Here is a 19612-nt window from a genome sequence, read left to right on the forward strand (position 1 = left end):
GCCGAAACCGGTGTTGATGCCGTACGCGATGCGGTTCTCGGCGAGGATCTGCTCGACGCAGGCGACGCTGGCTTCGATCTGCGCGGCGGCGCTGTTGTCGAGAGTCAGCTTGACCGGTTGCTGATAGACATCACGCAGTTGGGCCAGGCTCAGTTGGCCGGGGATCAGGTTCAGCGCAGTCATCTTGTGCTCCTTTTGAGAGTTTCTTGTTAACTCGCCAGACGCTCCGGAGATGTCCGTTGTCCGTCGCGTCTGCCCTTTTGGGGAGCCGCGCCTTGGCACGCTGGCGTGGGTAGTTTTCAGTGCAGGTCCGGCAGAGCCTTGTGCAGCAGTTCCGGGTCTTTCAACACACTCGCAGCCGCCGCGATATCCGGCGCCAGCCAGCGGTCCTGATCGTAGGCAGGAACCTTCTCGCGCAGCAGTCGCCACGCCACATCGGTGCCCGCGCCGAAGCGTTGTTCCTTGAGAAACTCAAACGCCTGGGCCGCCAGCAGGTACTCGATGGCAAGGATCTGCGTGCAGTTTTCCAGTGCGCGAAGCAGCTTCAGCGCGGCGCTGGTGCCCATGCTCAGGTGGTCTTCCTGCAGGCCGGAAGTGACGTAGTTGTCGAGCACCGCCGGTTGCGCCAGCTGGCGGTTTTCCGCACACAGTGACGCGGCGACGTATTGCACGATCATCATCCCGGAGTTCACCCCCGGATTGGCCACCAGAAACGCCGGCAGGCCGCTGACGTGGGGGTTGATCAGACGATCCAGACGCCGTTCGGCAATCGAGCCGATTTCGGCCATCGCGATGGCCAGCAAATCCGCCGCCAGCGCCACCGATTGCCCGTGCGGATTGGCCTGGGACATGACGCGGAAGTCGTCCGGCGTGCCCAGCAGCAACGGGTTATCGGTGCAGCCGTTGAGTTCGGTTTCGATCTGTTTGATTGCATGCGCCAGTTGATCCCGTGCAGCCCCGTGCACCTGCGGAATCGAGCGGATGCTCAATGCATCCTGAGTGCGAATGCCTTTGCTCGACGCGATCACTTCACTGCCATCGAGCAGCGCGCGCAGATTGACACCGACCTGTTGCATGCCCGGGTGCGGCTTGAGCGCGATGATCTCGGCGTCGAACGCGGCGATCTGGCCGCGCTGGGCTTCGAAACTCATGGCACCGACCACGTCGGCCCATTGCACCAGACGCGTGGCATCGGCAATCGCCAGGCAGCCGAGGCCGGTCATGCATGGCGTGCCGTTGACCAGGCACAACCCGTCCTTCGCACCGAGCTGAACAGGCTGCAGACCCTCCTCCGTCAACGCCTGCTGCGCGGAAATCACTTGCCCGCGATAACTGACATTGCCCACGCCCAGCAGCGTGATGCCGATGTGGGCCATGTGGGTCAGGTAACCCACCGAACCCTGGGACGGCACTTGCGGGGTGATGCCGCGATTGAGCAACGCCAGCAGTGCTTCGACCACTTGCCGATGAATCCCGGACTTGCCGTGACTGTAATTGCGAATCGCGGCGCACATGATGGCGCGGGTCTGCTCGTCGGCCAGTACCGGGCCGACGCCACAGGCATGACTGAGCAAGGTGTTGCGCGACAGCTGGCTCAGCTGTTGGTCTTTCAGCGAGACGTTGGACAGACCGCCCAGCCCGGTGTTGACGCCATAGGCGCGCTCGCCGCTGGCAACAATGCGCTGGACAATGCCCTGGGCATTTTCGATGCGCGCCCAGGCCTGGGCCGACAGCTCCAGCTGCGCACCGTGCCGGGCTACCGCGACCACATCCTGCCAACGCATCGGAGCGTCGGCGATAACGATTTTTTCAGCCTGGGACATCTGGAACCTCATACCAATTCTGTTGATGCAGGTCACCCTGTGGCGAGGGAGCTTGCTCCCGCCGGGCTGCGGAGCAGACCCAAAAAACCTGCGACGGGAGCAAGCTCCCTCGCCACACAAATGGTGCTGTTTAAACCACCGCCGCCCGCCGCTGCACGAACCGGTCGACATATTCGTCCGCCGGCGAATGCAGGATCTCTTTCGGCGTACCGACCTGAATCAGGCGGCCGTCCTTGAGGATCGCGATGCGGTTGCCGATGCGCACGGCCTCGTCGAGGTCGTGGGTGATAAAGACGATGGTCTTGTGCAGGGTCTTTTGCAGCTCCAGCAACTGATCCTGCATCTCGGCGCGGATCAACGGGTCGAGGGCGCTGAACGCCTCGTCCATCAGGATGATGTCGGTGTCCGCCGCCAGGGCGCGGGCCAGGCCGACACGCTGACGCATGCCGCCGGAAAGCTGGTGCGGGTATTTGTTTTCGTAGCCCTTGAGGCCCACGGTGTTGATCCAGTGCAGCGCGCGTTCGGCGCACAGTTGCTTGCTCTCGCCGCGCACTTTCAGGCCGTAGGCGACGTTGTCGAGCACAGTCCGGTGCGGCAGCAGACCGAAGCTCTGGAACACCATGCTGATCTTGTGCCGGCGAAATTCACGCAGGGCGTCCATGTCGTATTGCAGGATGTCCACGCCGTCCACCAGGATCGCGCCGCTGGTCGGATCGATCAGGCGGTTGAAGTGGCGCACCAGCGTGGATTTGCCGGAGCCGGACAGGCCCATGATCACGAATATCTCGCCGGTGCCGATGCTCAGGGACAAGTCATTGACCCCGACCACACACCCGGTCTCGTTCAGCACCTGTTCCTTGGTCTTGCCCTGACCGACCATCGCCAGGGCGTCCTTGGCGCGGTTGCCGAAAATCTTGAAGACATTTCTGACTTCAATCTTGCTCACGGTTGCGTTGCTCATTTGCTCACCTCGTGCCGTGGCCGACCATACGCCTGGGTAATGCGGTCGATGACCACTGCGAGAATCACGATCGCCAGACCGGCTTCCAGGCCACGTCCGACGTTGAGGGTCTGGATGCCCACCAGCACATCTTCACCCAGACCACGGGCGCCGATCATCGAGGCGATCACCACCATCGACAGGGCCATCATGGTGGTCTGGTTGATCCCGGCCATGATGCTCGGCAGGGCCAGCGGCAGTTGCACGCCGAACAGCTGTTGCCAGCGGTTGGCGCCGAAAGCGTTGATCGCTTCCATCACTTCACCGTCGACCTGGCGGATACCCAGATCGGTCAGGCGGATCAGCGGTGGCGCAGCGTAGATCACGGTGGCGAAAATCGCCGGCACCTTGCCCAGGCCGAACAGCATCAGCACCGGAATCAGGTACACGAAGCTGGGCATGGTCTGCATGATGTCGAGCAACGGCATCAGGAACGAACGCAGGCGGTTGCTGCGGGCCGAGAGAATCCCCAGCGGCACCCCGATCAGCACCGAGATGACCGTGGCGACCATCATCAGCGCCAGCGTCTGCATGAGCTTGTCCCACAGGCCGACGGCACCGACCAGGAACAGCAGGCCGACAATCACGGCGGTGGTCACGACCTTGCGGGTGGCGTGCCAGGCCACGCCCGCGACGATGGCCAGCATCAACCACCACGGCACGGCGCGCAGCAGGCCTTCAAGGTTGACGATGGCCCACAGCAGGGTGTCGGAGATATGGCGGAACACGTCGCCGTAGTTGGTGACCAGTGCATCGACCCAACCGTTGACCCAGTCGGCGATGGAAAACGTAAAGCGTTCGGGAAACATAAGCGGCTCTCAATCAGAAATCTCAATCAAGCGAGTACGGCAAATCTCCCGGCCAGCCTCACGGTTGACCGGGAGGTATCGACCTACAGCGCCGCGTCGATTTTCTTGGCAGCGTCGTCGCTGACCCACGCATGCCAGACCTCAGGATGTTCCTTGAGGAAGATTTTCGCCAGTTTCGGCGACTCGATCCGCTCCTTGGTCATGCGACCCAGGTTCTGGTTAAGCAGGTCGATCGGCAGGTTGACCTTTTCCAGCACGGCCACCAGCTCGGGCGCTTCGTCATGGAAGGTCTTGGACAGGCCCACTTTGATGGTCACGCGCTTGTCGACGCCGGGTTTCTCTTCCAGTTTGACCGCGTCGATCTGGCCCATCAGCGGGGTTGGCGACCAGTAGTAAAACAGGATCGGCTCGCCGCGCTTGTAACTCGACAGCACCGCCGCATCCAGCGCCGGGCCGGTGCCCGGGCGGAAGTTGGTATAGCTGTTTTCCAGGCCGTAGCTTTTCAGCATTTCGCTGTTGTCCAGCTCGCAGGTCCAGCCGGCCGGGCAGTTGTAGAAACGGCCCTTGGACGGTTCTTCGGCATCCTTGAAGATCGCCGAGTATTTGCCCAGGTCCGCAATGTTTTTCAGGTCCGGCGCCTTGGCTTCGATCTTGCGCTTGGCATCACCTTCGATCACATAACGCGGCACGTACCAGCCTTCCACCGCACCGACCACCGGGGCGCCGACACCGACGACCTTGCCGGCCTTCTCGGCCTTGTTCCAGACCTCGCTGCGGCCGACCCACTCTTCGGCGAACACTTGAATATCGTTGCTGCTCAGGGCGTTTTCCATGGTGATGGAGTTGCCCGGCAGGCTGTCGGTCTTGCAGTCGTAACCTTTCTCCAGCACGACCTGCAGCACGTCGGTCAGCAACATCGCGCTTTCCCAGTTCAGGCCGGCGAATTTCACCGGTTTGCCGGATTCGCACCAGCCGGCGGCCTGGGTGGCGCCGGCACTGGCCAGCAGGCCCATGGACAGCAATGTGGTCAGCAGGGTCTTGTTCGATTTCATTGTTGCGACGCTCCTAATCATGAATTGGCTTACGGCAGTTCAAGAGGCATCCAGCCCTGTCCACGTCCAGTCAGGCCTGCGCCGCAGCGCGGCCGGTCCCGCTTGTTTCAGTTGGTGCAACGCTGTTCTGCTCGACCGGCAGAATCAGTTTGTCGGGTACGCTGCCATGCCATTTTTTTGCGCATACGTAGTAAAGCGCAGCAGGCAACACCAGACCGATGATCCACGAGATATCCACATCACCCAGCGCGGCCACCAGCGGACCGGTGTAGAACTTGGTGGAGATGAACGGCAGCTGCACCAGCACACCGAACACATAGACGCTGATCCCGAGCAGGTTCCAGCGGCCGTAGCGACCGTTCGGATCGGCCAGTGCCGGGACGTCGTAGTGCTCACGGGTGATGCAGTAGTAGTCCACGAGGTTGATCGCGCTCCACGGCGTGAAGAACGCCAGCAGGAACAGAATGAAAGACTTGAACGCCCCGAGGAACGAGTGCTGGCCGAGCAGGGCGATCAGGGTCGCGGCACCGACGATCACCAGCACGAATACCAGACGCTGCATGCGGCTGACCGTCAGGTGGCCACGGAAGCCGCTGATGATGGTCGCGATGCACATGAAGCTGCCGTAGGAGTTCAGGGTGGAGATGGTGACCTTGCCGAACGCGATGCTGAAATACAGCAACGCTGCGGTAGCCCCCGTGCCGCCCAGACCGACGATGTAAGCCACTTCATGACCGGCAAACTGGCCGTTCGCCGAAGCCGCCGCGAACACACCGAGAATCATCGCCACCTGCGCGCCGATCACCGAACCGGCGCCGGCAGCAAAGAAGGTTTTCACCGAGGACACCTTGCTTGGCAGGTAGCGGGAGTAGTCCGCCACGTAAGGGCCGAAAGCGATCTGCCAGGACGCCGCCAGCGACACCGCCAGCAGGAAACTGCTCCAGCTGAAGTGGCGGATCTGCAGGAGTGCACCGACATCCACCTGGCTCATCAGACGGCTGAACAGATAAACGAAAGCGATCACGCCGATGGCACTGGCGATACGGCCGATCCAGTGAATCACCCGATAGCCGAGCACCGTGACCACAACGATGACGCTGGCGAAAAGCAGGATGCCGACCGTGTCGCTGACCCCGAACAACTGACCCAGCGCCTGCCCCGACAGCACGGTGCCGGTGGCGGTGAAACCCAGGTACATCAGGCACACCAGCACGATGGGAATCGCCGCACCATAAACCCCGAACTGCACACGGCTGGAGATCATCTGCGGCAGGCCCAGCTTCGGCCCTTGCGCCGCGTGCAGCGCCATCACGCCGCCGCCCAGCAATTGACCGATCAACAGACCGATCAGCGACCAGAACACATCGCCACCCAGTACCACGGCCAGGGCCCCGGTGACGATCGCGGTGATTTGCAGGTTGGCACCCATCCACAGGGTGAACTGACTGAATAGACGACCGTGTCTTTCCGCTTCCGGGATGTAGTCGATCGAACGCCTTTCGATCAACGGTTTGTTGCTTGCACGATCGGTGTTGCCAGCCATGATTCAACCTCTATGGATTGTTTTAATTGTTCACTAAGCTTCTGTAGGGCAGCTTTTCTGTGGGAGCGAGCTTGCTCGCGAAAGCGATTTGTCAGTCAGCACAGATACTGAATGTGCCGGCCTCTTCGCGAGCAAGCTCGCTCCCACACAAAGCCAAAGCCCTTTATTTGCCGGTGATCATCGGCAGGTTCAGCCCCTGCTCCCTGGCGCAGTCGATGGCGATCTGGTAACCGGCATCGGCATGACGCATCACACCAGTGCCCGGGTCGTTGTGCAGCACACGAGCGATGCGCTCGGCCGCCTCATCGGTACCGTCGCAGACGATCACCATGCCCGAGTGCTGGGAGAAGCCCATGCCGACGCCGCCACCGTGGTGCAGCGAGACCCAGGTCGCGCCGCTCGCGGTGTTGAGCAAGGCGTTGAGCAGCGGCCAGTCGGAGACGGCGTCGGAGCCGTCCTGCATCGATTCGGTTTCGCGGTTCGGGCTGGACACCGAGCCGGAGTCGAGGTGGTCGCGACCGATCACGATCGGCGCCGACAGCTCGCCGCGGCGGACCATTTCGTTGAACGCCAGACCGAGTTTGGCGCGCAGACCCAGGCCGACCCAGCAGATCCGCGCCGGCAGACCCTGGAAGCTGATGCGCTCGCGGGCCATGTCCAGCCAGTTGTGCAGGTGGGCGTCGTCCGGGATCAGTTCCTTGACCTTGGCGTCGGTCTTGTAGATGTCCTGTGGATCACCCGACAGCGCCGCCCAGCGGAACGGGCCGATGCCACGGCAGAACAGCGGACGGATGTAGGCCGGCACGAAACCCGGGAAGTCGAAGGCGTTTTCCACGCCCTCTTCCTGGGCCATCTGACGGATGTTGTTGCCGTAGTCGAAGGTCGGGATGCCTTGCTTCTGGAAGTCGAGCATGGCTTTGACGTGCACCGCCATCGACTGCTTGGCGGCCTTGATCACTGCGGCCGGTTCGGTCTTGGCGCGGGCGCGGTATTGCTCCCAGGTCCAGCCGGCAGGCAGGTAGCCGTTGAGCGGGTCGTGGGCGCTGGTCTGGTCGGTGACCATGTCCGGACGCACGCCACGACGGACCAGTTCCGGGAGGATTTCGGCGGCGTTGCCGCACAGGGCGATGGAGATCGCCTTGCCTTCTTTGGTGTACTTCTCAATCCGCGCCAGCGCATCGTCGAGGTCCTTGGCCTGCTCGTCGACGTAACGGGTCTTGAGGCGGAAATCGATGCTGGTCTGCTGGCATTCGATGTTCAGCGAGCAGGCACCGGCCAGGGTCGCGGCCAGCGGCTGGGCGCCGCCCATGCCGCCGAGGCCGGCGGTCAGGACCCAGCGGCCCTTGAGGTTGGAGTCGTAATGCTGGCGACCGGCCTCGACGAAGGTTTCGTAGGTGCCCTGGACGATGCCCTGGCTGCCGATGTAGATCCAGCTGCCGGCGGTCATCTGGCCGTACATGGCCAGGCCCTTGGCGTCGAGTTCGTTGAAGTGTTCCCAGGTCGCCCAGTGCGGCACCAGGTTGGAGTTGGCGATCAGCACGCGCGGCGCGTTGCTGTGGGTCTTGAACACGCCGACCGGCTTGCCGGACTGCACCAGCAGGGTTTCGTCGTCATTCAGGTTGGTCAGGCTTTCGACGATCTTGTCGTAGCACTCCCAGTTGCGCGCAGCGCGACCGATGCCGCCGTAGACCACCAGCTCTTTCGGGTTCTCGGCCACTTCCGGGTCGAGGTTGTTCATCAGCATGCGCAGCGGCGCTTCGGTCAGCCAGCTCTTGGCGGTCAGCTTGTTGCCGCGGGCAGCGCGGATTTCGACGTCACGGAATTTGGTAGTTTTTGCGTCAGTCACGAAAAAGACTCCTCAGCGATCAATTCAAACCAACCCTGGCGATGGGCAAGCGGCTTGTGCGCTTCAATGCGCGACAAGCGAATCAGGGACGCTGCGGAGAATCGCTGACGACTCATACGCATACGTCTTTACTTGTACATACAAGCATATGCAATCGAGCGGCCAACTTGTTGGAGGGCTGTTCAACAAAAATGCCGGACACGGCTGGAGGACGCCTGCATCAAGGGTTGTGGCGTGTATGAATTTTTTCGCGGGGTTGGTTACAGGACGCGGAAGGCCGTTTCAGGAACGTGGTTTTGCGCCACGCTGGGGCGTTCGGTAACAAGTTGGTGCGCCGAGGGAAACAGGATTTGAGATGCAGATGTGGCGAGGGAGCTTGCTCCCGCTGGAGACCGAAGGGCTCCCGGTTCTGGCGAATACCAGACCGGGGCCGCTTCGTAGCCCAGCGGGAGCAAGCTCCCTCGCCACAATGTGTTTTACATGCGCAGATGTATCAGCGTGTCGCCAGCTCGATCACGCAGCAGCCGGCATTGACAGCAATCTCCACCAGACCGGTGTTGCCGTCCAGTTGCAGGCAATCATGTCGGCCAAGCTGCGCAGCGCTGTCACCGATCCACACTTGCAACGACTCGCTGACGCTGAACACGAGAACCGTGCCGGCGGAGCTGAAAAACCGCTGCTCGCCATCCAGCCACTGCAAGCGCGCGCTGTAACGCTGCGGCGAATAGATCAGGTTGAAGTCGCGGATCGCTCCGCCGAGCAATGTACAGGACACCTGGCTTTCGCCGCTGAAGGCGAACGGGTCGAGGGGTAACAGCGGCCGGGTGTCGTCACCGTCGACACACAAGGTCATGCCGTCGCCCTGCAACACAGTGATCACGCGCTGATAACCGCTGAACGTCGAGAAACCACCGGATTCGGCGATGTCGGCAATCGACAGGCGCCAGCCGAAACCGTCGAGACCGGCACCAGCGTCTCGGGTGATTTCCTCGGTGCTGCCGCCGCCGTTTTTCCACGGCATGCGCGGGTAGCCTTCGGCGCGTAGAACCTTCAACTCTTTCATTTATGGAACCGACCTTCCAGACGATGACGGGAACCGGGGTGGATCAGACGCGCAGCGGTTACCGGCTGACGGCCCGACCAGGTGCGGCGGCGGATCAGCAGGCACGGCTCGCCCTTTTCGATCTGCAGCAATTTGCATTCGGACGGCTCGGCGAGGATCGCTTCGACCACATGTTCGCCTTCGGTCAGCGGCGCAACCTGGTTCAGATAGGCATATGGCGTTTGCAGGGTGAAATCCTGCTTGAGGTATTCCGGGGCGACCAGCGCGTTGACGAAGCGATCTTCGATCTGCACCGGTATGTCGTTTTCGTAATGCACGATCAGCGAGTGGAACACCTTCTGCCCTTCACGCATGTCCAGCGCCAGGGCGCGCTCGGAGCCGGCGGCCTCTTCTTCCAGGGTGATCACCTGGCAGGTGTGGCGATGGCCACGGGAGGCGATTTCGTCGGCAATGTTGTGCACTTCGAACAGCGCGGACTGGCTCTTCGGCTCGGCGACGAAGGTACCGACGCCTTGCATGCGCACCAGCAGACCGTCGGCGGTCATCTCACGCAGCGCGCGGTTGATGGTCATGCGGCTGAAGCCCAGCTGGCTGACCAGTTCGCTTTCCGACGGCACGCGGTAATGCGGCGGCCAGTTACCACTGTCGATCTGCTGGGTGATCATCTGTTTGACGCGGGCGTACAAGGGCGCCGGACTGTCGCCCATGTTCGCGGCCAACGGAGAGACTGGAGGCGGAGTCGGCACGATGGATCCCTGTTCATTGGATAAGGTTGCTAGCTTGCCGGAGTTTACCGGGCAGGCAAACGTCTGTATATGTATATACAAATAACACACGATGGGGTGCTGAACCATGTCCGCCTTCTTTGCCGAACGCGCGCTGCTGCCTAACGGATGGGCCAACAATGTACGTCTCGAGGTCAGCGCCGATGGCGTGTTGACCCGAATCCAGGCCGATTCCACCGCAGAGGGCGCCGAACGGCTGAGCGGTCCGCTGCTGCCGGGCATGCCGAATCTGCACTCCCACGCATTCCAGAGAGCGATGGCGGGACTGGCGGAAGTGGCCGGCAATCCCAACGACAGTTTCTGGACCTGGCGCGACTTGATGTACCGGCTCGTCGGAAAAATCAGCCCGGACCAGCTCGGTGTGATCGCCCGTCAGCTGTACATCGAAATGCTCAAGTCCGGTTACACCTCGGTAGCCGAATTCCATTACGTTCATCACGATCAAAGCGGCCAGCCGTACGCCGACCCGGCGGAACTCGCGTTGCGCATCAGCCAGGCCGCCAGCTCCGCCGGCATCGGTCTGACGCTGCTGCCGGTGCTCTACAGCCACAGCGGTTTCGGTGGCCAGACGCCCAACGACGGTCAGCGCCGCTTTATCAACAGCACCGAAAACTACCTGAAACTGCAATCGCGCCTGCAGCCGTTGCTCGCTCGGCAGAAGGCGCAGTCGCTGGGATTGTGTTTCCACTCGTTGCGCGCGGTCACGCCGCAGCAGATCAGCGAAGTGCTGGCAGCCAGCGACAAGCATTGCCCGGTGCACATCCACATCGCCGAACAGCAGAAGGAAGTCGACGATTGCCTGAGCTGGAGCGGGCGCCGTCCGTTGCAATGGCTGTACGAAAACACCGAAGTCGATCAGCGCTGGTGCCTGGTACACGCCACCCACGCCAATCCGGACGAAGTCACGCTGATGGCCAAGAGTCGCGCCATTGCCGGCCTGTGCCTGACCACCGAAGCCAATTTGGGCGACGGAATTTTCCCGGCGGTGGATTTCCTCGCTCAGGGCGGACGCATGGGCATTGGTTCCGACAGCCATGTGTCGTTGAGCGTGGTGGAAGAATTGCGCTGGCTGGAATACGGCCAGCGTCTGCGCGACCAGCGGCGCAACCGCTTGTATGGCGCGGATCAACCGATGGTCGGGCGCACGCTGTATGACGCCGCCCTGGACGGTGGCGCTCAGGCACTGGGCCAGCCGATCGGCGCGCTGGAGGTCGGCAAACGCGCCGACTGGATCGTGCTCGATGGCAACGATCCGTATCTGGCCACCGCCAGCGGCGACGGGATCCTCAACCGCTGGCTGTTTGCCGGTGGTGACCGTCAGGTGCGCGATGTGCTGGTCAATGGTCAGTGGGTCGTACGTGAAGGTCGGCATGCCGGGGAAGAAGACAGTAATCGTGCCTTCACCCAGGTGCTGCGAGAGCTTTTGGGCTGACAAAAACCTCTGTTACTGATCGTTCCCACGCTCTGCGTGGGAATGCCTCAATGGACGCTCTGCGTCCGCTTTTGGGACGCTCTGCGTCCCAGGCTGCATTCCCACGCGGGCGTGGGAACGATCAAAGAGGAGTGAGTCAGTTGGACGTCCTGGCCATCTGCTGATCCGACGTCCGCCAGATCAACCGCGTGGTGTCGTACCCCTGCTGACGCGCCTTGCTCAGCAGGTCCTCACGCACGACTCCATTGACGGTCGGCGTGCGCGACAAAAGCCACAGGTAACGTCGGCTCGGGTCGCCAACGATGGCGGTCTTGTAGTCGTCACTGACGTACAGCACCCAGTATTGGCCCTTGGCCGAACCCGGAATCAGCCGCGAAAACCAGGTATCGAACTCGACCCACAATTTGTCGGTCTTGCCCGGCACCTGTGGATAAGCCTTGCCCTTTACCTCTTCCCATTGCCAGTCCTTGGTCAGGCAACGGTTGAACACCCCCAGGTTGCCGTCAGGCTCGAGGGTATACCGGGCTTCGGATTGGGCGCAGTTGCGCTGGAAATACATCGGCAGCCGCGCCAGCTCATACCAGGTGCCCTGGTAACGCTTGAGGTTGACGCTGTGGACTGTGTTCGGCGCCAGCGGATCTTCACCGGTCGTGGCGCAGCCGGCCAATACCAGGCCGGCAAAAAGGATAAGCAATAACCGCTTCATTGTTTTTCTCCCGTGGGCGCGTAGCCCCGGTTTACTTCAGGCCTTGACCGGAAAACATCAGCACTTTGTCACCGGCGTACTGCACGCTGATAAAGCTGTTCTTGTCGCCCCAGGTGCAACTGGACATGCCGAGCGCGCCCGAGCAATCGGTGGGTTTGCCGAGCAGCGTTTCCACTTCCGCCTTGGCCATGCCGGTCGAGAGCTTCGAATAGTTTTCCTGATTGACCTTGCTGCATGCGGCCAACAGCACGCAAAACGACAGAAGGGCGATAGATCGCAGCAACATGGTGTAACTCCTGGAACGGAAGGGGGATGGCCTGGCGCCAACCAGAAGCTTAGAAGAGAAAACCCCTGTCTGGTTCCCTCGGCAGGCGGCTATTTATTGACCCGCTCGTCCGGCTTTCATCGATAAATCAGACACTTTGTAGGGCTATTGAGCATTTCGTCGCCTTTAACGAAAGCGTCCTCATCTTTGACGCGCAGCGGTCGAAATAAGAGCAGCGCAAAGCCCGAGAGTGTGGCAAATTGCCGCCCTTTCTTGACCAGCCCCTTCGCGGTAGCTCACTTAATGACCAGAAACATGAAATTCAGCCACAAGATCTTGTTGGCTGCCGCCCTCGTGGTGGCCGTTGCGTTCGCCTGTTTCATTTTGTTCAACGACTATCGACAACGCGAAGCCCTGAGCAACAGCACCGAATCCTCGATGCAGGAACTGGGCAGCCTGACCACCAGCAACATCCAGACCTGGCTGGAAAGCCGAATCCAGCTGCTGCAATCGATGTCGCAGCAGGTGGTCGCCGATGGCAATGCTCCGGCCAGCCTGAAACGCATCATCGACCTGCCCGCCTACACCGGCAATTTCCAGCTCAGCTATTTCGGCGGCGCCGATGGCGTGATGTTCTCGATCCCGGCCGGCAACCGCGCACCGGACTATGACCCGCGCGCCCGTGGCTGGTACAAGGCTGCGAACAGCGCCCAGCAGACCATCGTCACCGAGCCCTACATCGCCGCCTCATCGGGCAAACTGGTGATCACCATCGCCACCCCGGTGCAGCGTCAAGGCCAGATGATCGGTGTGGCCGGCGCCGACATCGACCTGACCAGCGTCAGCGCGATCATCAACTCGCTGAATTTCGGCGGCCACGGCCACGCCTTCATCGTCAGTGCCGATGGCAAGATCCTGATCCACCCGGACAGCAAGCTGGTGCTCAAGACCCTGGCCGAGGCCTATCCCAACGGTACGCCGAAAGTCAGCCCTGGCCTGAAGGAAGTCGAGTTCGACGGCAAGACCCAACTGATCTCCTTCACCCGCGTCAACGGCGTGCCATCGGCCGACTGGTACGTGGCCCTGGTGCTGGACAAGGACACGGCGTTCTCGATGCTCAGCGAGTTCCGCACCTCGGCACTGATCGCGATGGTCATTGCCGTGGTGATCATCATCGCTTTGCTCGGCATGCTGATCCGCGTGCTGATGCAACCGCTGCTGACCATGGGCCGCGCCATGCATGACATCGCCGAAGGCGAAGGCGACCTGACCAAACGACTGACCATCCATGGCCACGACGAATTCGGCGCGCTGGGCCTGTCGTTCAACCGTTTTGTCGAGCGTATTCACACTTCGATCCGCGAAGTGTCTTCGGCCACCGGGCAGGTCAACGAAGTCGCCCTGCGGGTGGTCGCAGCATCCAACTCGTCGATGTTCAATTCCGATCAGCAGGCTTCGCGCACCAACAGCGTCGCCGCGGCCATCAATCAACTCGGCGCCGCCGCCCAGGAAATCGCCCAGAACGCCGCCCTTGCTTCGCAACACTCGAGCGATGCACGCAGCCTGGCGGTCGACGGCCAGCAGGTTGTGGATAAAACCATCCAGGCGATGCAGCAACTGTCGGCAAAGATCAGCGACTCCTGCGGCAATATCGAAACCCTGAACAGTAACACTGTGAACATCGGGCAGATTCTGGAAGTGATCACCAGCATCTCCCAGCAGACCAATCTGCTGGCGCTCAACGCCGCCATCGAAGCCGCCCGTGCCGGTGAAGCCGGTCGGGGGTTCGCCGTGGTCGCCGACGAAGTGCGCAATCTGGCGCACCGCACCCAGGATTCGGCGCAGCAAGTGCAGAGCATGATCGAAGAACTGCAGGTCGGAGCACGCCAGGCGGTCGGCATCATGATCGAGAGTCAGCGCGAGAGCGAAAGCAGCGTCGGCATCGCCAACCAGGCCGGCGAACGCCTGGGAAGCGTGACCCAGCGCATCGGCGAGATCGACGGGATGAACCAGTCGGTGGCGACCGCGACCGAAGAGCAGACGGCGGTGGTCGAGTCGATCAACGTCGACATCAACGAGATCAACACGCTGAACCAGGAAGGTGTGGAGAACCTGCAGGCAACGTTGCGCGCTTGTGCGGATCTGGAGCAGCAGGCGGCGCGGTTGAAGCAGTTGGTGGGTAGTTTCAGGATTTAAGGCACTGCCGCAGGCCTCTTCGCGAGCAGGCTCGCTCCCACACTGAAAAGTATTTCAGATGTGGGAGCGAGCCTGCTCGCGAAAGCGGCCCCAGCAACAACGGAGATTCAGAATCTGGACCCGGGCTCGGAAAGAAACGCCAACTCCTCCACCGTAGACTCCCTTCCCAACACCGCATTGCGATGCGGGAACCGTCCAAACCGCGCAATCACCTTCTGATGCCGTTCGGCATAATCCAGATTGTCGGCAAACACCCCGCGCTCCGCTTCCGGCTGCTCAGCCACCAATTCAATGAATCGCGAAACGGCCTCGTTCTGCACCGCAAGGTTTTCGCAGTGTTCGAAGACGAGGTAGATGAAGAGTCGCTGAATCGGTTTCAACTGCCGGTCGAAATCCGCCGCGATGCCTTGGGCAACCAGCTTCTGCGCCCGCAGATCGCCGGAAAAGGCCTTGGGTGTATCACGAAAGATCATTCGCGGAAGTTGATCGAGCAACAGCACCACCGCCAGCCAGCCTTCGGGACGTTGCGTCCACTCGGTCAATCCGCCGGCGAGGGCCTGATCGACAAGGACCCCGAAACGCTCACGCGCTTCGAGGTCCTGGCTGTCTTTCTTGCCGAACCACAACTTGCCCTGTTGCGCCGTCACTTCAGTAGCCGACTCGGCATGGCCGAACCACCAATCGAGCAACGGCTGCCAGGGCGCGGTCATGATTTATTCCTTGTGGTAAGCCGTGGCGCGGGCGACTTCTTCTTTCGAGCCGAGGAACACCGCCACACGCTGGTGCAGGCCTTCAGGCTGGATGTCGAGGATGCGCTGGTGACCGTCGGTGGAAGCGCCGCCCGCCTGTTCCACCAGGAACGACATCGGGTTGGCTTCGTACATCAGACGCAGCTTGCCCGGCTTGGACGGCTCGCGGCTGTCACGCGGGTACATGAACAGACCGCCACGGGTCAGGATGCGGTGTACGTCGGCGACCATCGCCGCGACCCAGCGCATGTTGTAGTTCTTTTTCAGCGGGCCTTCTTCACCGGCCAGCAGTTCCGAAACGTAGCGCTGTACCGGGGCTTCCCAGTGACGCTGGTTGGACATGTTGATCGCAAATTCCTGGGTGCTTTCAGGAATGGTGATGTCTTCGTGGGTCAGGACGAAGCTGCCCATTTCGCGGTCCAGGGTGAAGCCCTTCACGCCGTTGCCCAGGGTCAGGATCAGCATGGTCTGCGGACCGTAGATCGCATAACCGGCAGCGACCTGCTGGGTGCCCGGCTGCAGGAAGGCCTTTTCGTTCAGGGCTTCGTTCTGGCTCAGGTATTCGTTCGGGCAGCGCAGTACCGAGAAAATGGTACCGACCGGGGCGTTGATGTCGATGTTCGAAGAGCCGTCCAGCGGGTCGAATACCAGCAGGTAGGCGCCTTTCGGGTATTTGCCCGGGATCTGGTAGGCGTTGTCCATTTCTTCGGACGCCATGCCGGCCAGGTGACCGCCCCACTCGTTGGCTTCGAGCAGAATTTCGTTGGACAGCACGTCGAGTTTCTTCTGCACTTCGCCTTGCACGTTTTCCGTGCCCATGCTGCCCAGCACGCCGCCCAGGGCGCCTTTGGACACGGCGTGGCTGATCTCTTTGCAGGCACGCGCCACCACTTCGATCAGGAAGCGCAGATCGGCAGGAGTGTTGTTGCTGCGGGTCTGCTCAATCAAATAGCGACTCAGGGTAACGCGGGACATGGACGGCTCCGGTGGAATGGGGGGCTGAAAACCCGCGCAGTTTACAGGGAGTCTGAAAACGTAGCGAGCAATGACGCCCGGTAACGTGCGTCGAGTGCAATTCCTGCTATCAGACGTGATCGGACCGGGAGAGTTCAGGCACGGATTTCAGCGTAGTCGCAAACCCGACGGGTGTAGAGGCCACACCCGTCCGATTCAGGATTTGGCCGGCGGTTTGCGCAGCAGACTGAACGCCATCACCGCCAGAAACAGCACACTGAGCAGCAGCACCGCCCACAGGCCGAATTTCTTCCAGTTGGTGTCCGCCGTGGCCGAGGTGGTAGCCGTCGTTGTCCGGGTTGCCACCGCTTCACCTTGCACTGTGGCCTTGCCCAGCGTGGCCAGTTTCTCCGGTTTGAAATCGGGGATCAGCGTGCTCAGCGGCAGGTTCGCCGTTCTCATCGTCGGATTGCCCAGCGCCAGGCTGTAAGGCCCGTCACCGCGCGCAAGGAAGATCACCTGCGTGGCGCGCACCGCGTACTTGAGGCTCGGGGCCTGTTCGCCCAGACCGCCGCCGCGTTCGTCGACCGTCAGTTTCAACTGCTGGACGGTCTGCCCGTAAAGCTGCAATTCGTTCTGCACCACGTCCTGGCCATTCTGGGTCAGGCGATAGAGCAGACCACTGCTCATCGTCTGCCACGGCAGACTGGTTTCGCGGCGTCCCGACAGCGTCACCGGCGCCAGGCTGTTGGGCTGTTTCAACTCGACCTGAACCCGTTCGACATTCAGCCCCATCGGCAGCTGCCAGATGTATTCACCGGCCTTGGTGCTGCTGCCGGTCAGCGCCGGTGACCAGACCAGCGGCAACGGCAGGTTTTGCGGATCGCTGCTTTTCAGCTGCGCCGAGGTCAGCGTTGGTGCTGCATTCGGCGAATCCCACAACAGCCGCAGATAACGCGCCGATTGCCCCGGCAACGCAACTTCATGCTGTTCGATGCGCTCATCGGAAAAGGTCAGGCGTGCAACTTGGCCTTCACCCCATGGTTGCCAGTGCTGCAAGTCGTCGCTGGCCTCGATGCTGAAACGCTGGAAGCCATCCCGCTCGCTGGTCCAGTCGAGAATCAGTTGCTGCAACGGCGCCTTGATTGCACTGGCATCCAGCAACCAGCCGCGCAGCACCTCTTCCCCCGCTTCCAGTTGACTGGATGGCTGCACTTCCACCAGCGTGCCGGTGGTGGTCGACTGGACCCGCACACTCGGAGCACGTTCTGTGGCATCCGCCGAGTTATACAGCGGGAACCACTTCACCGCGTTCAAGCGACCGTCGTCGCGGGTCTGCGCCGATTCCCGGGCCAGCGCATAGGCCTGCGGTTCACCCGCGGCGTTGAACACCCGCAGATCGCTGAGATCGGTCTGGCGCGCCTGCAACTGCACGTTCAGCGGCAGTTCGAGGCGATACCACGGGCCCGCGCCAGTGACCGACAACGGCACCTGCGCCGCAAAGTCCGCCGGTTTTTCCTGGCCGGCGGCCGTCATGGCCACACCCAGCAACAGCCACCCCAGATTCAATAAGCGACTCAAGACGACACTCCTTCGGTTTCCGGGGCCGGTTTGTCCGCCTCCGGTGCAGCCTCGACGCGTTTGGGCGGCAGCGGCGCGAAATAACCCACCACCAGCAGCAACACGCCGACGCCGATAAACGAGACGATCCGGGCCAGACCACCACGGTTGCTCAACTCGACAAAAATCAGTTTGGCCACCACCAGCGCAATCAGCGCCGCACCGATCAGCCACACTTCGCGGCGATGGCGCAGGTGCCCGCCGATCATCAGCCCCAGCGCCATCAGCGTCCAGACGATGGACAACCCGGCCTGCACCAGCATCGACTCAAGCAACAGGTCCAGCTCGAACGGGATGCCCGCCCAATGATGCGCGGCGCGGGTCACCAGCGCGGTGCAGAAGGCGAACAGCGAAACACCGGCGATCAGTTGCGAGGCGTGAGCGGCGTAATCCTTGCGGATCGACAGCTCGGCCACCGCGCTGCGTGACCAGACATAAACGCTGAACAACGCGATCAGCAGCCCCAGCTCCAGGGGGTTGATCAGCGGCACGTAGGGCAGCGGCTCGGCATTGCCGTCGCTGACACCGTTCGCCAGCCAGAACCAGATCAGCATCAACAGCGCCAGCGGCGCCGCCGCGTACAAGCGGTACTCGCGAGCGAACGCCGCCACCGGCCACGGCCAGTTCCGAGGCGCGGCCATCAGCAACAGATACACGCTCGGCAGAATCGCCCAGCCCAGCCAGCGCCAGGCGTTGTATTGCTCGGACAACAGCAGCAGGCCATAGCGCAACTCCAGCGCCAGCACGCCGATCAGCAACCAGCAGCCGAGCACATGGGCCGTGCTCAAGGCCCGCGCCGGCAACATCGACGCCAGACGCCGCAGGCTGAAGAAATGCACCGCGAACACTGCCGCCCACGCCAGCCAGCCGACGTCGCCGCCGGGTGATAACGCGAGTGCCACGCGGCGAGCAACACCAGCCCGGCCGCCGGAATCAGCAAGGTGCAGAGCAACCCGAGCGACGGCCATTTCAGGCGCAATGCCAACAGCGTCCACAAGGCGACACTCAGCGCGGCGACCAGCAGCAACAACGTCGCCTGCAGATTCAGCGGCGCAAAACGCAGCACCTCACTGACCCACGCCAGCGCCCACCAACCGGCACCCCACACCAGCAGCACTTCGGACAGTCGCTGCAAACTCAGCACATCGAACGCCGAAGCATGATTGCCCAGTTGCAGGCGCCACGCACCGATCATCGCCGCCAGCCCAAGCACCAGTGGCGTCCAGAATCCGCCATGACCCAGCGGCCGCAGACCTTCACTGGACAAAGGCCCGAGCAGTTCGGGACCGGCAAGCAAAAACGCCGCGCCGCCGATCAACTGCAGCAACAGACCGAAGACAAAACTTGCGCGCTGCTGGAGGTACAGACTGAGCCAGATAATCAGCAAGCCACTGGCTGCCCACACCGCACTCGCCGTCTGCCACGGCAGCACGAACAACACCGCCAGATTGATCAGCACCAGCCCCGCCAGCAGCACCACCGACAAGCCGCGCAGCAGCCGCACATCGCTGCGCACCATCTCGTCACGCGCCGCCAGCAACATGCCGGCGATCAATGCCAGACCGATCAGCGAGGCGCTGAGCAAACCACTCCAGCCGGCGCTGAACACCGCCGCCGAATCCTCGCCCGCCCCTTGCAGGCGCAACAGGAACAACGCACCACCCAGCAGTTGCACGGCAAAAGCGGTGAACAGGAACGTGCGCGATTGCAGGCGCAAGCCGACGAACAAGGTCGCCAGCCCGGCCAATGCCCAACTGATGGCCGTGGCC

At 62.0% G+C, this 19612-nt stretch carries 17 protein-coding genes; 2 read left to right on the forward strand and 15 right to left on the reverse strand.

The features are described from left to right. The 9 genes from BBF94_RS24620 to hutC all read right to left on the reverse strand — a co-directional run. Positions 1 to 183 (reverse strand): aromatic amino acid lyase (locus tag BBF94_RS24620; protein ID WP_176704502.1); only part of this gene is annotated, 183 nt, incomplete at its 3' end. Positions 184 to 299: 116 nt separating this feature from the next. Further along, positions 300 to 1823, reverse strand: coding sequence for a histidine ammonia-lyase (hutH, locus tag BBF94_RS24625; RefSeq protein ID WP_065261544.1), 1524 nt, complete (start codon positions 1821 to 1823; stop codon positions 300 to 302). A 130-nt stretch (positions 1824 to 1953) separates the two neighbouring features. After that, positions 1954 to 2784 (reverse strand): quaternary amine ABC transporter ATP-binding protein, encoded by an 831-nt coding sequence (locus tag BBF94_RS24630; RefSeq protein ID WP_065261545.1) that lies wholly within the window; start codon positions 2782 to 2784, stop codon positions 1954 to 1956. Then, entirely contained in the window at positions 2781 to 3632 is an 852-nt protein-coding gene (locus BBF94_RS24635) for an ABC transporter permease (RefSeq protein ID WP_065261546.1), read from the reverse strand. The genes BBF94_RS24630 and BBF94_RS24635 overlap by 4 nt, the downstream gene beginning before the upstream one ends. An 83-nt stretch (positions 3633 to 3715) precedes the next feature. Continuing rightward, complete coding sequence (locus tag BBF94_RS24640; RefSeq protein WP_065261547.1) at positions 3716 to 4684, reverse strand: ABC transporter substrate-binding protein; 969 nt, start codon at positions 4682 to 4684, stop codon at positions 3716 to 3718. Positions 4685 to 4754: 70 nt separating this feature from the next. Next, positions 4755 to 6227 (reverse strand): purine-cytosine permease family protein, encoded by a 1473-nt coding sequence (locus BBF94_RS24645; RefSeq protein ID WP_065261548.1) that lies wholly within the window; start codon positions 6225 to 6227, stop codon positions 4755 to 4757. 163 nt (positions 6228 to 6390) lie between these two features. Further along, positions 6391 to 8073, reverse strand: coding sequence for a urocanate hydratase (gene hutU / locus BBF94_RS24650; RefSeq protein WP_065261549.1), 1683 nt, complete (start codon positions 8071 to 8073; stop codon positions 6391 to 6393). A 493-nt stretch (positions 8074 to 8566) separates the two neighbouring features. Further along, positions 8567 to 9136 (reverse strand): HutD/Ves family protein, encoded by a 570-nt coding sequence (locus BBF94_RS24655; RefSeq protein WP_065261550.1) that lies wholly within the window; start codon positions 9134 to 9136, stop codon positions 8567 to 8569. After that, positions 9133 to 9843, reverse strand: coding sequence for a histidine utilization repressor (gene hutC, locus BBF94_RS24660; RefSeq protein WP_162803449.1), 711 nt, complete (start codon positions 9841 to 9843; stop codon positions 9133 to 9135). Before hutC ends, BBF94_RS24655 begins: the two co-directional genes overlap by 4 nt. A gap of 145 nt (positions 9844 to 9988) precedes the next feature. Here hutC and BBF94_RS24665 point away from each other — a divergent pair, with 145 nt between their 5' ends. Continuing rightward, positions 9989 to 11353 (forward strand): formimidoylglutamate deiminase, encoded by a 1365-nt coding sequence (locus BBF94_RS24665; RefSeq protein ID WP_065261551.1) that lies wholly within the window; start codon positions 9989 to 9991, stop codon positions 11351 to 11353. 136 nt (positions 11354 to 11489) lie between these two features. Here BBF94_RS24665 and BBF94_RS24670 read toward each other — a convergent pair whose 3' ends face one another. Continuing rightward, positions 11490 to 12059, reverse strand: a complete 570-nt coding sequence (locus BBF94_RS24670) for a lipocalin family protein (protein ID WP_065261552.1) — start codon at positions 12057 to 12059, stop codon at positions 11490 to 11492. 31 nt (positions 12060 to 12090) lie between these two features. Next, positions 12091 to 12345, reverse strand: coding sequence for a hypothetical protein (locus tag BBF94_RS24675; protein WP_065261553.1), 255 nt, complete (start codon positions 12343 to 12345; stop codon positions 12091 to 12093). 282 nt (positions 12346 to 12627) lie between these two features. Between BBF94_RS24675 and BBF94_RS24680 the strand changes: the two genes are divergently transcribed. Beyond that, positions 12628 to 14520 carry a methyl-accepting chemotaxis protein gene (locus tag BBF94_RS24680; RefSeq protein ID WP_218060145.1) on the forward strand — a complete coding sequence of 631 codons (1893 nt, stop codon included), beginning with the start codon at positions 12628 to 12630 and terminating at the stop codon, positions 14518 to 14520. A gap of 107 nt (positions 14521 to 14627) precedes the next feature. On the opposite strand, the gene BBF94_RS24685 is transcribed toward BBF94_RS24680, so the two are convergent. The 4 genes from BBF94_RS24685 to BBF94_RS28205 all read right to left on the reverse strand — a co-directional run bounded on the left by BBF94_RS24685 (position 14628) and on the right by BBF94_RS28205 (position 18838). Continuing rightward, complete coding sequence (locus BBF94_RS24685; protein WP_065261555.1) at positions 14628 to 15230, reverse strand: DUF924 family protein; 603 nt, start codon at positions 15228 to 15230, stop codon at positions 14628 to 14630. A gap of 3 nt (positions 15231 to 15233) precedes the next feature. Next, positions 15234 to 16244, reverse strand: a complete 1011-nt coding sequence (locus BBF94_RS24690) for a class 1 fructose-bisphosphatase (protein ID WP_065261556.1) — start codon at positions 16242 to 16244, stop codon at positions 15234 to 15236. Between the two features lie 195 nt (positions 16245 to 16439). Beyond that, positions 16440 to 17804 (reverse strand): DUF3999 domain-containing protein, encoded by a 1365-nt coding sequence (locus tag BBF94_RS24695; protein WP_065261557.1) that lies wholly within the window; start codon positions 17802 to 17804, stop codon positions 16440 to 16442. Next, on the reverse strand, positions 17801 to 18838 hold the full coding sequence (locus BBF94_RS28205) for a DUF2339 domain-containing protein (RefSeq protein WP_404820989.1): 1038 nt from the start codon (positions 18836 to 18838) through the stop codon (positions 17801 to 17803). Before BBF94_RS28205 ends, BBF94_RS24695 begins: the two co-directional genes overlap by 4 nt. Positions 18839 to 19612 lie beyond the last annotated feature (774 nt).

It is taken from the genome of Pseudomonas bananamidigenes, from assembly GCF_001679645.1.
Taxonomy (GTDB): Bacteria; Pseudomonadota; Gammaproteobacteria; order Pseudomonadales; family Pseudomonadaceae; genus Aquipseudomonas; species Aquipseudomonas bananamidigenes.

What these genes read in the sequence shown, in the direction of transcription:
- BBF94_RS24690 (WP_065261556.1), bottom strand. Translation starts at nt 16,244, where the DNA reads ATGTCCCGCGTTACCCTGAGTCGCTATTTGATTGAGCAGACCCGCAGC.
- BBF94_RS24630 (WP_065261545.1), bottom strand. Translation starts at nt 2,784, where the DNA reads ATGAGCAACGCAACCGTGAGCAAGATTGAAGTCAGAAATGTCTTCAAG.
- BBF94_RS24675 (WP_065261553.1), bottom strand. Translation starts at nt 12,345, where the DNA reads ATGTTGCTGCGATCTATCGCCCTTCTGTCGTTTTGCGTGCTGTTGGCC.
- BBF94_RS24640 (WP_065261547.1), bottom strand. Translation starts at nt 4,684, where the DNA reads ATGAAATCGAACAAGACCCTGCTGACCACATTGCTGTCCATGGGCCTG.
- BBF94_RS24680 (WP_218060145.1), top strand. Translation starts at nt 12,628, where the DNA reads ATGACCAGAAACATGAAATTCAGCCACAAGATCTTGTTGGCTGCCGCC.
- hutH (WP_065261544.1), bottom strand. Translation starts at nt 1,823, where the DNA reads ATGTCCCAGGCTGAAAAAATCGTTATCGCCGACGCTCCGATGCGTTGG.
- BBF94_RS24655 (WP_065261550.1), bottom strand. Translation starts at nt 9,136, where the DNA reads ATGAAAGAGTTGAAGGTTCTACGCGCCGAAGGCTACCCGCGCATGCCG.
- BBF94_RS24635 (WP_065261546.1), bottom strand. Translation starts at nt 3,632, where the DNA reads ATGTTTCCCGAACGCTTTACGTTTTCCATCGCCGACTGGGTCAACGGT.
- BBF94_RS24665 (WP_065261551.1), top strand. Translation starts at nt 9,989, where the DNA reads ATGTCCGCCTTCTTTGCCGAACGCGCGCTGCTGCCTAACGGATGGGCC.
- BBF94_RS24670 (WP_065261552.1), bottom strand. Translation starts at nt 12,059, where the DNA reads ATGAAGCGGTTATTGCTTATCCTTTTTGCCGGCCTGGTATTGGCCGGC.
- BBF94_RS24645 (WP_065261548.1), bottom strand. Translation starts at nt 6,227, where the DNA reads ATGGCTGGCAACACCGATCGTGCAAGCAACAAACCGTTGATCGAAAGG.
- hutC (WP_162803449.1), bottom strand. Translation starts at nt 9,843, where the DNA reads ATGGGCGACAGTCCGGCGCCCTTGTACGCCCGCGTCAAACAGATGATC.
- BBF94_RS24685 (WP_065261555.1), bottom strand. Translation starts at nt 15,230, where the DNA reads ATGACCGCGCCCTGGCAGCCGTTGCTCGATTGGTGGTTCGGCCATGCC.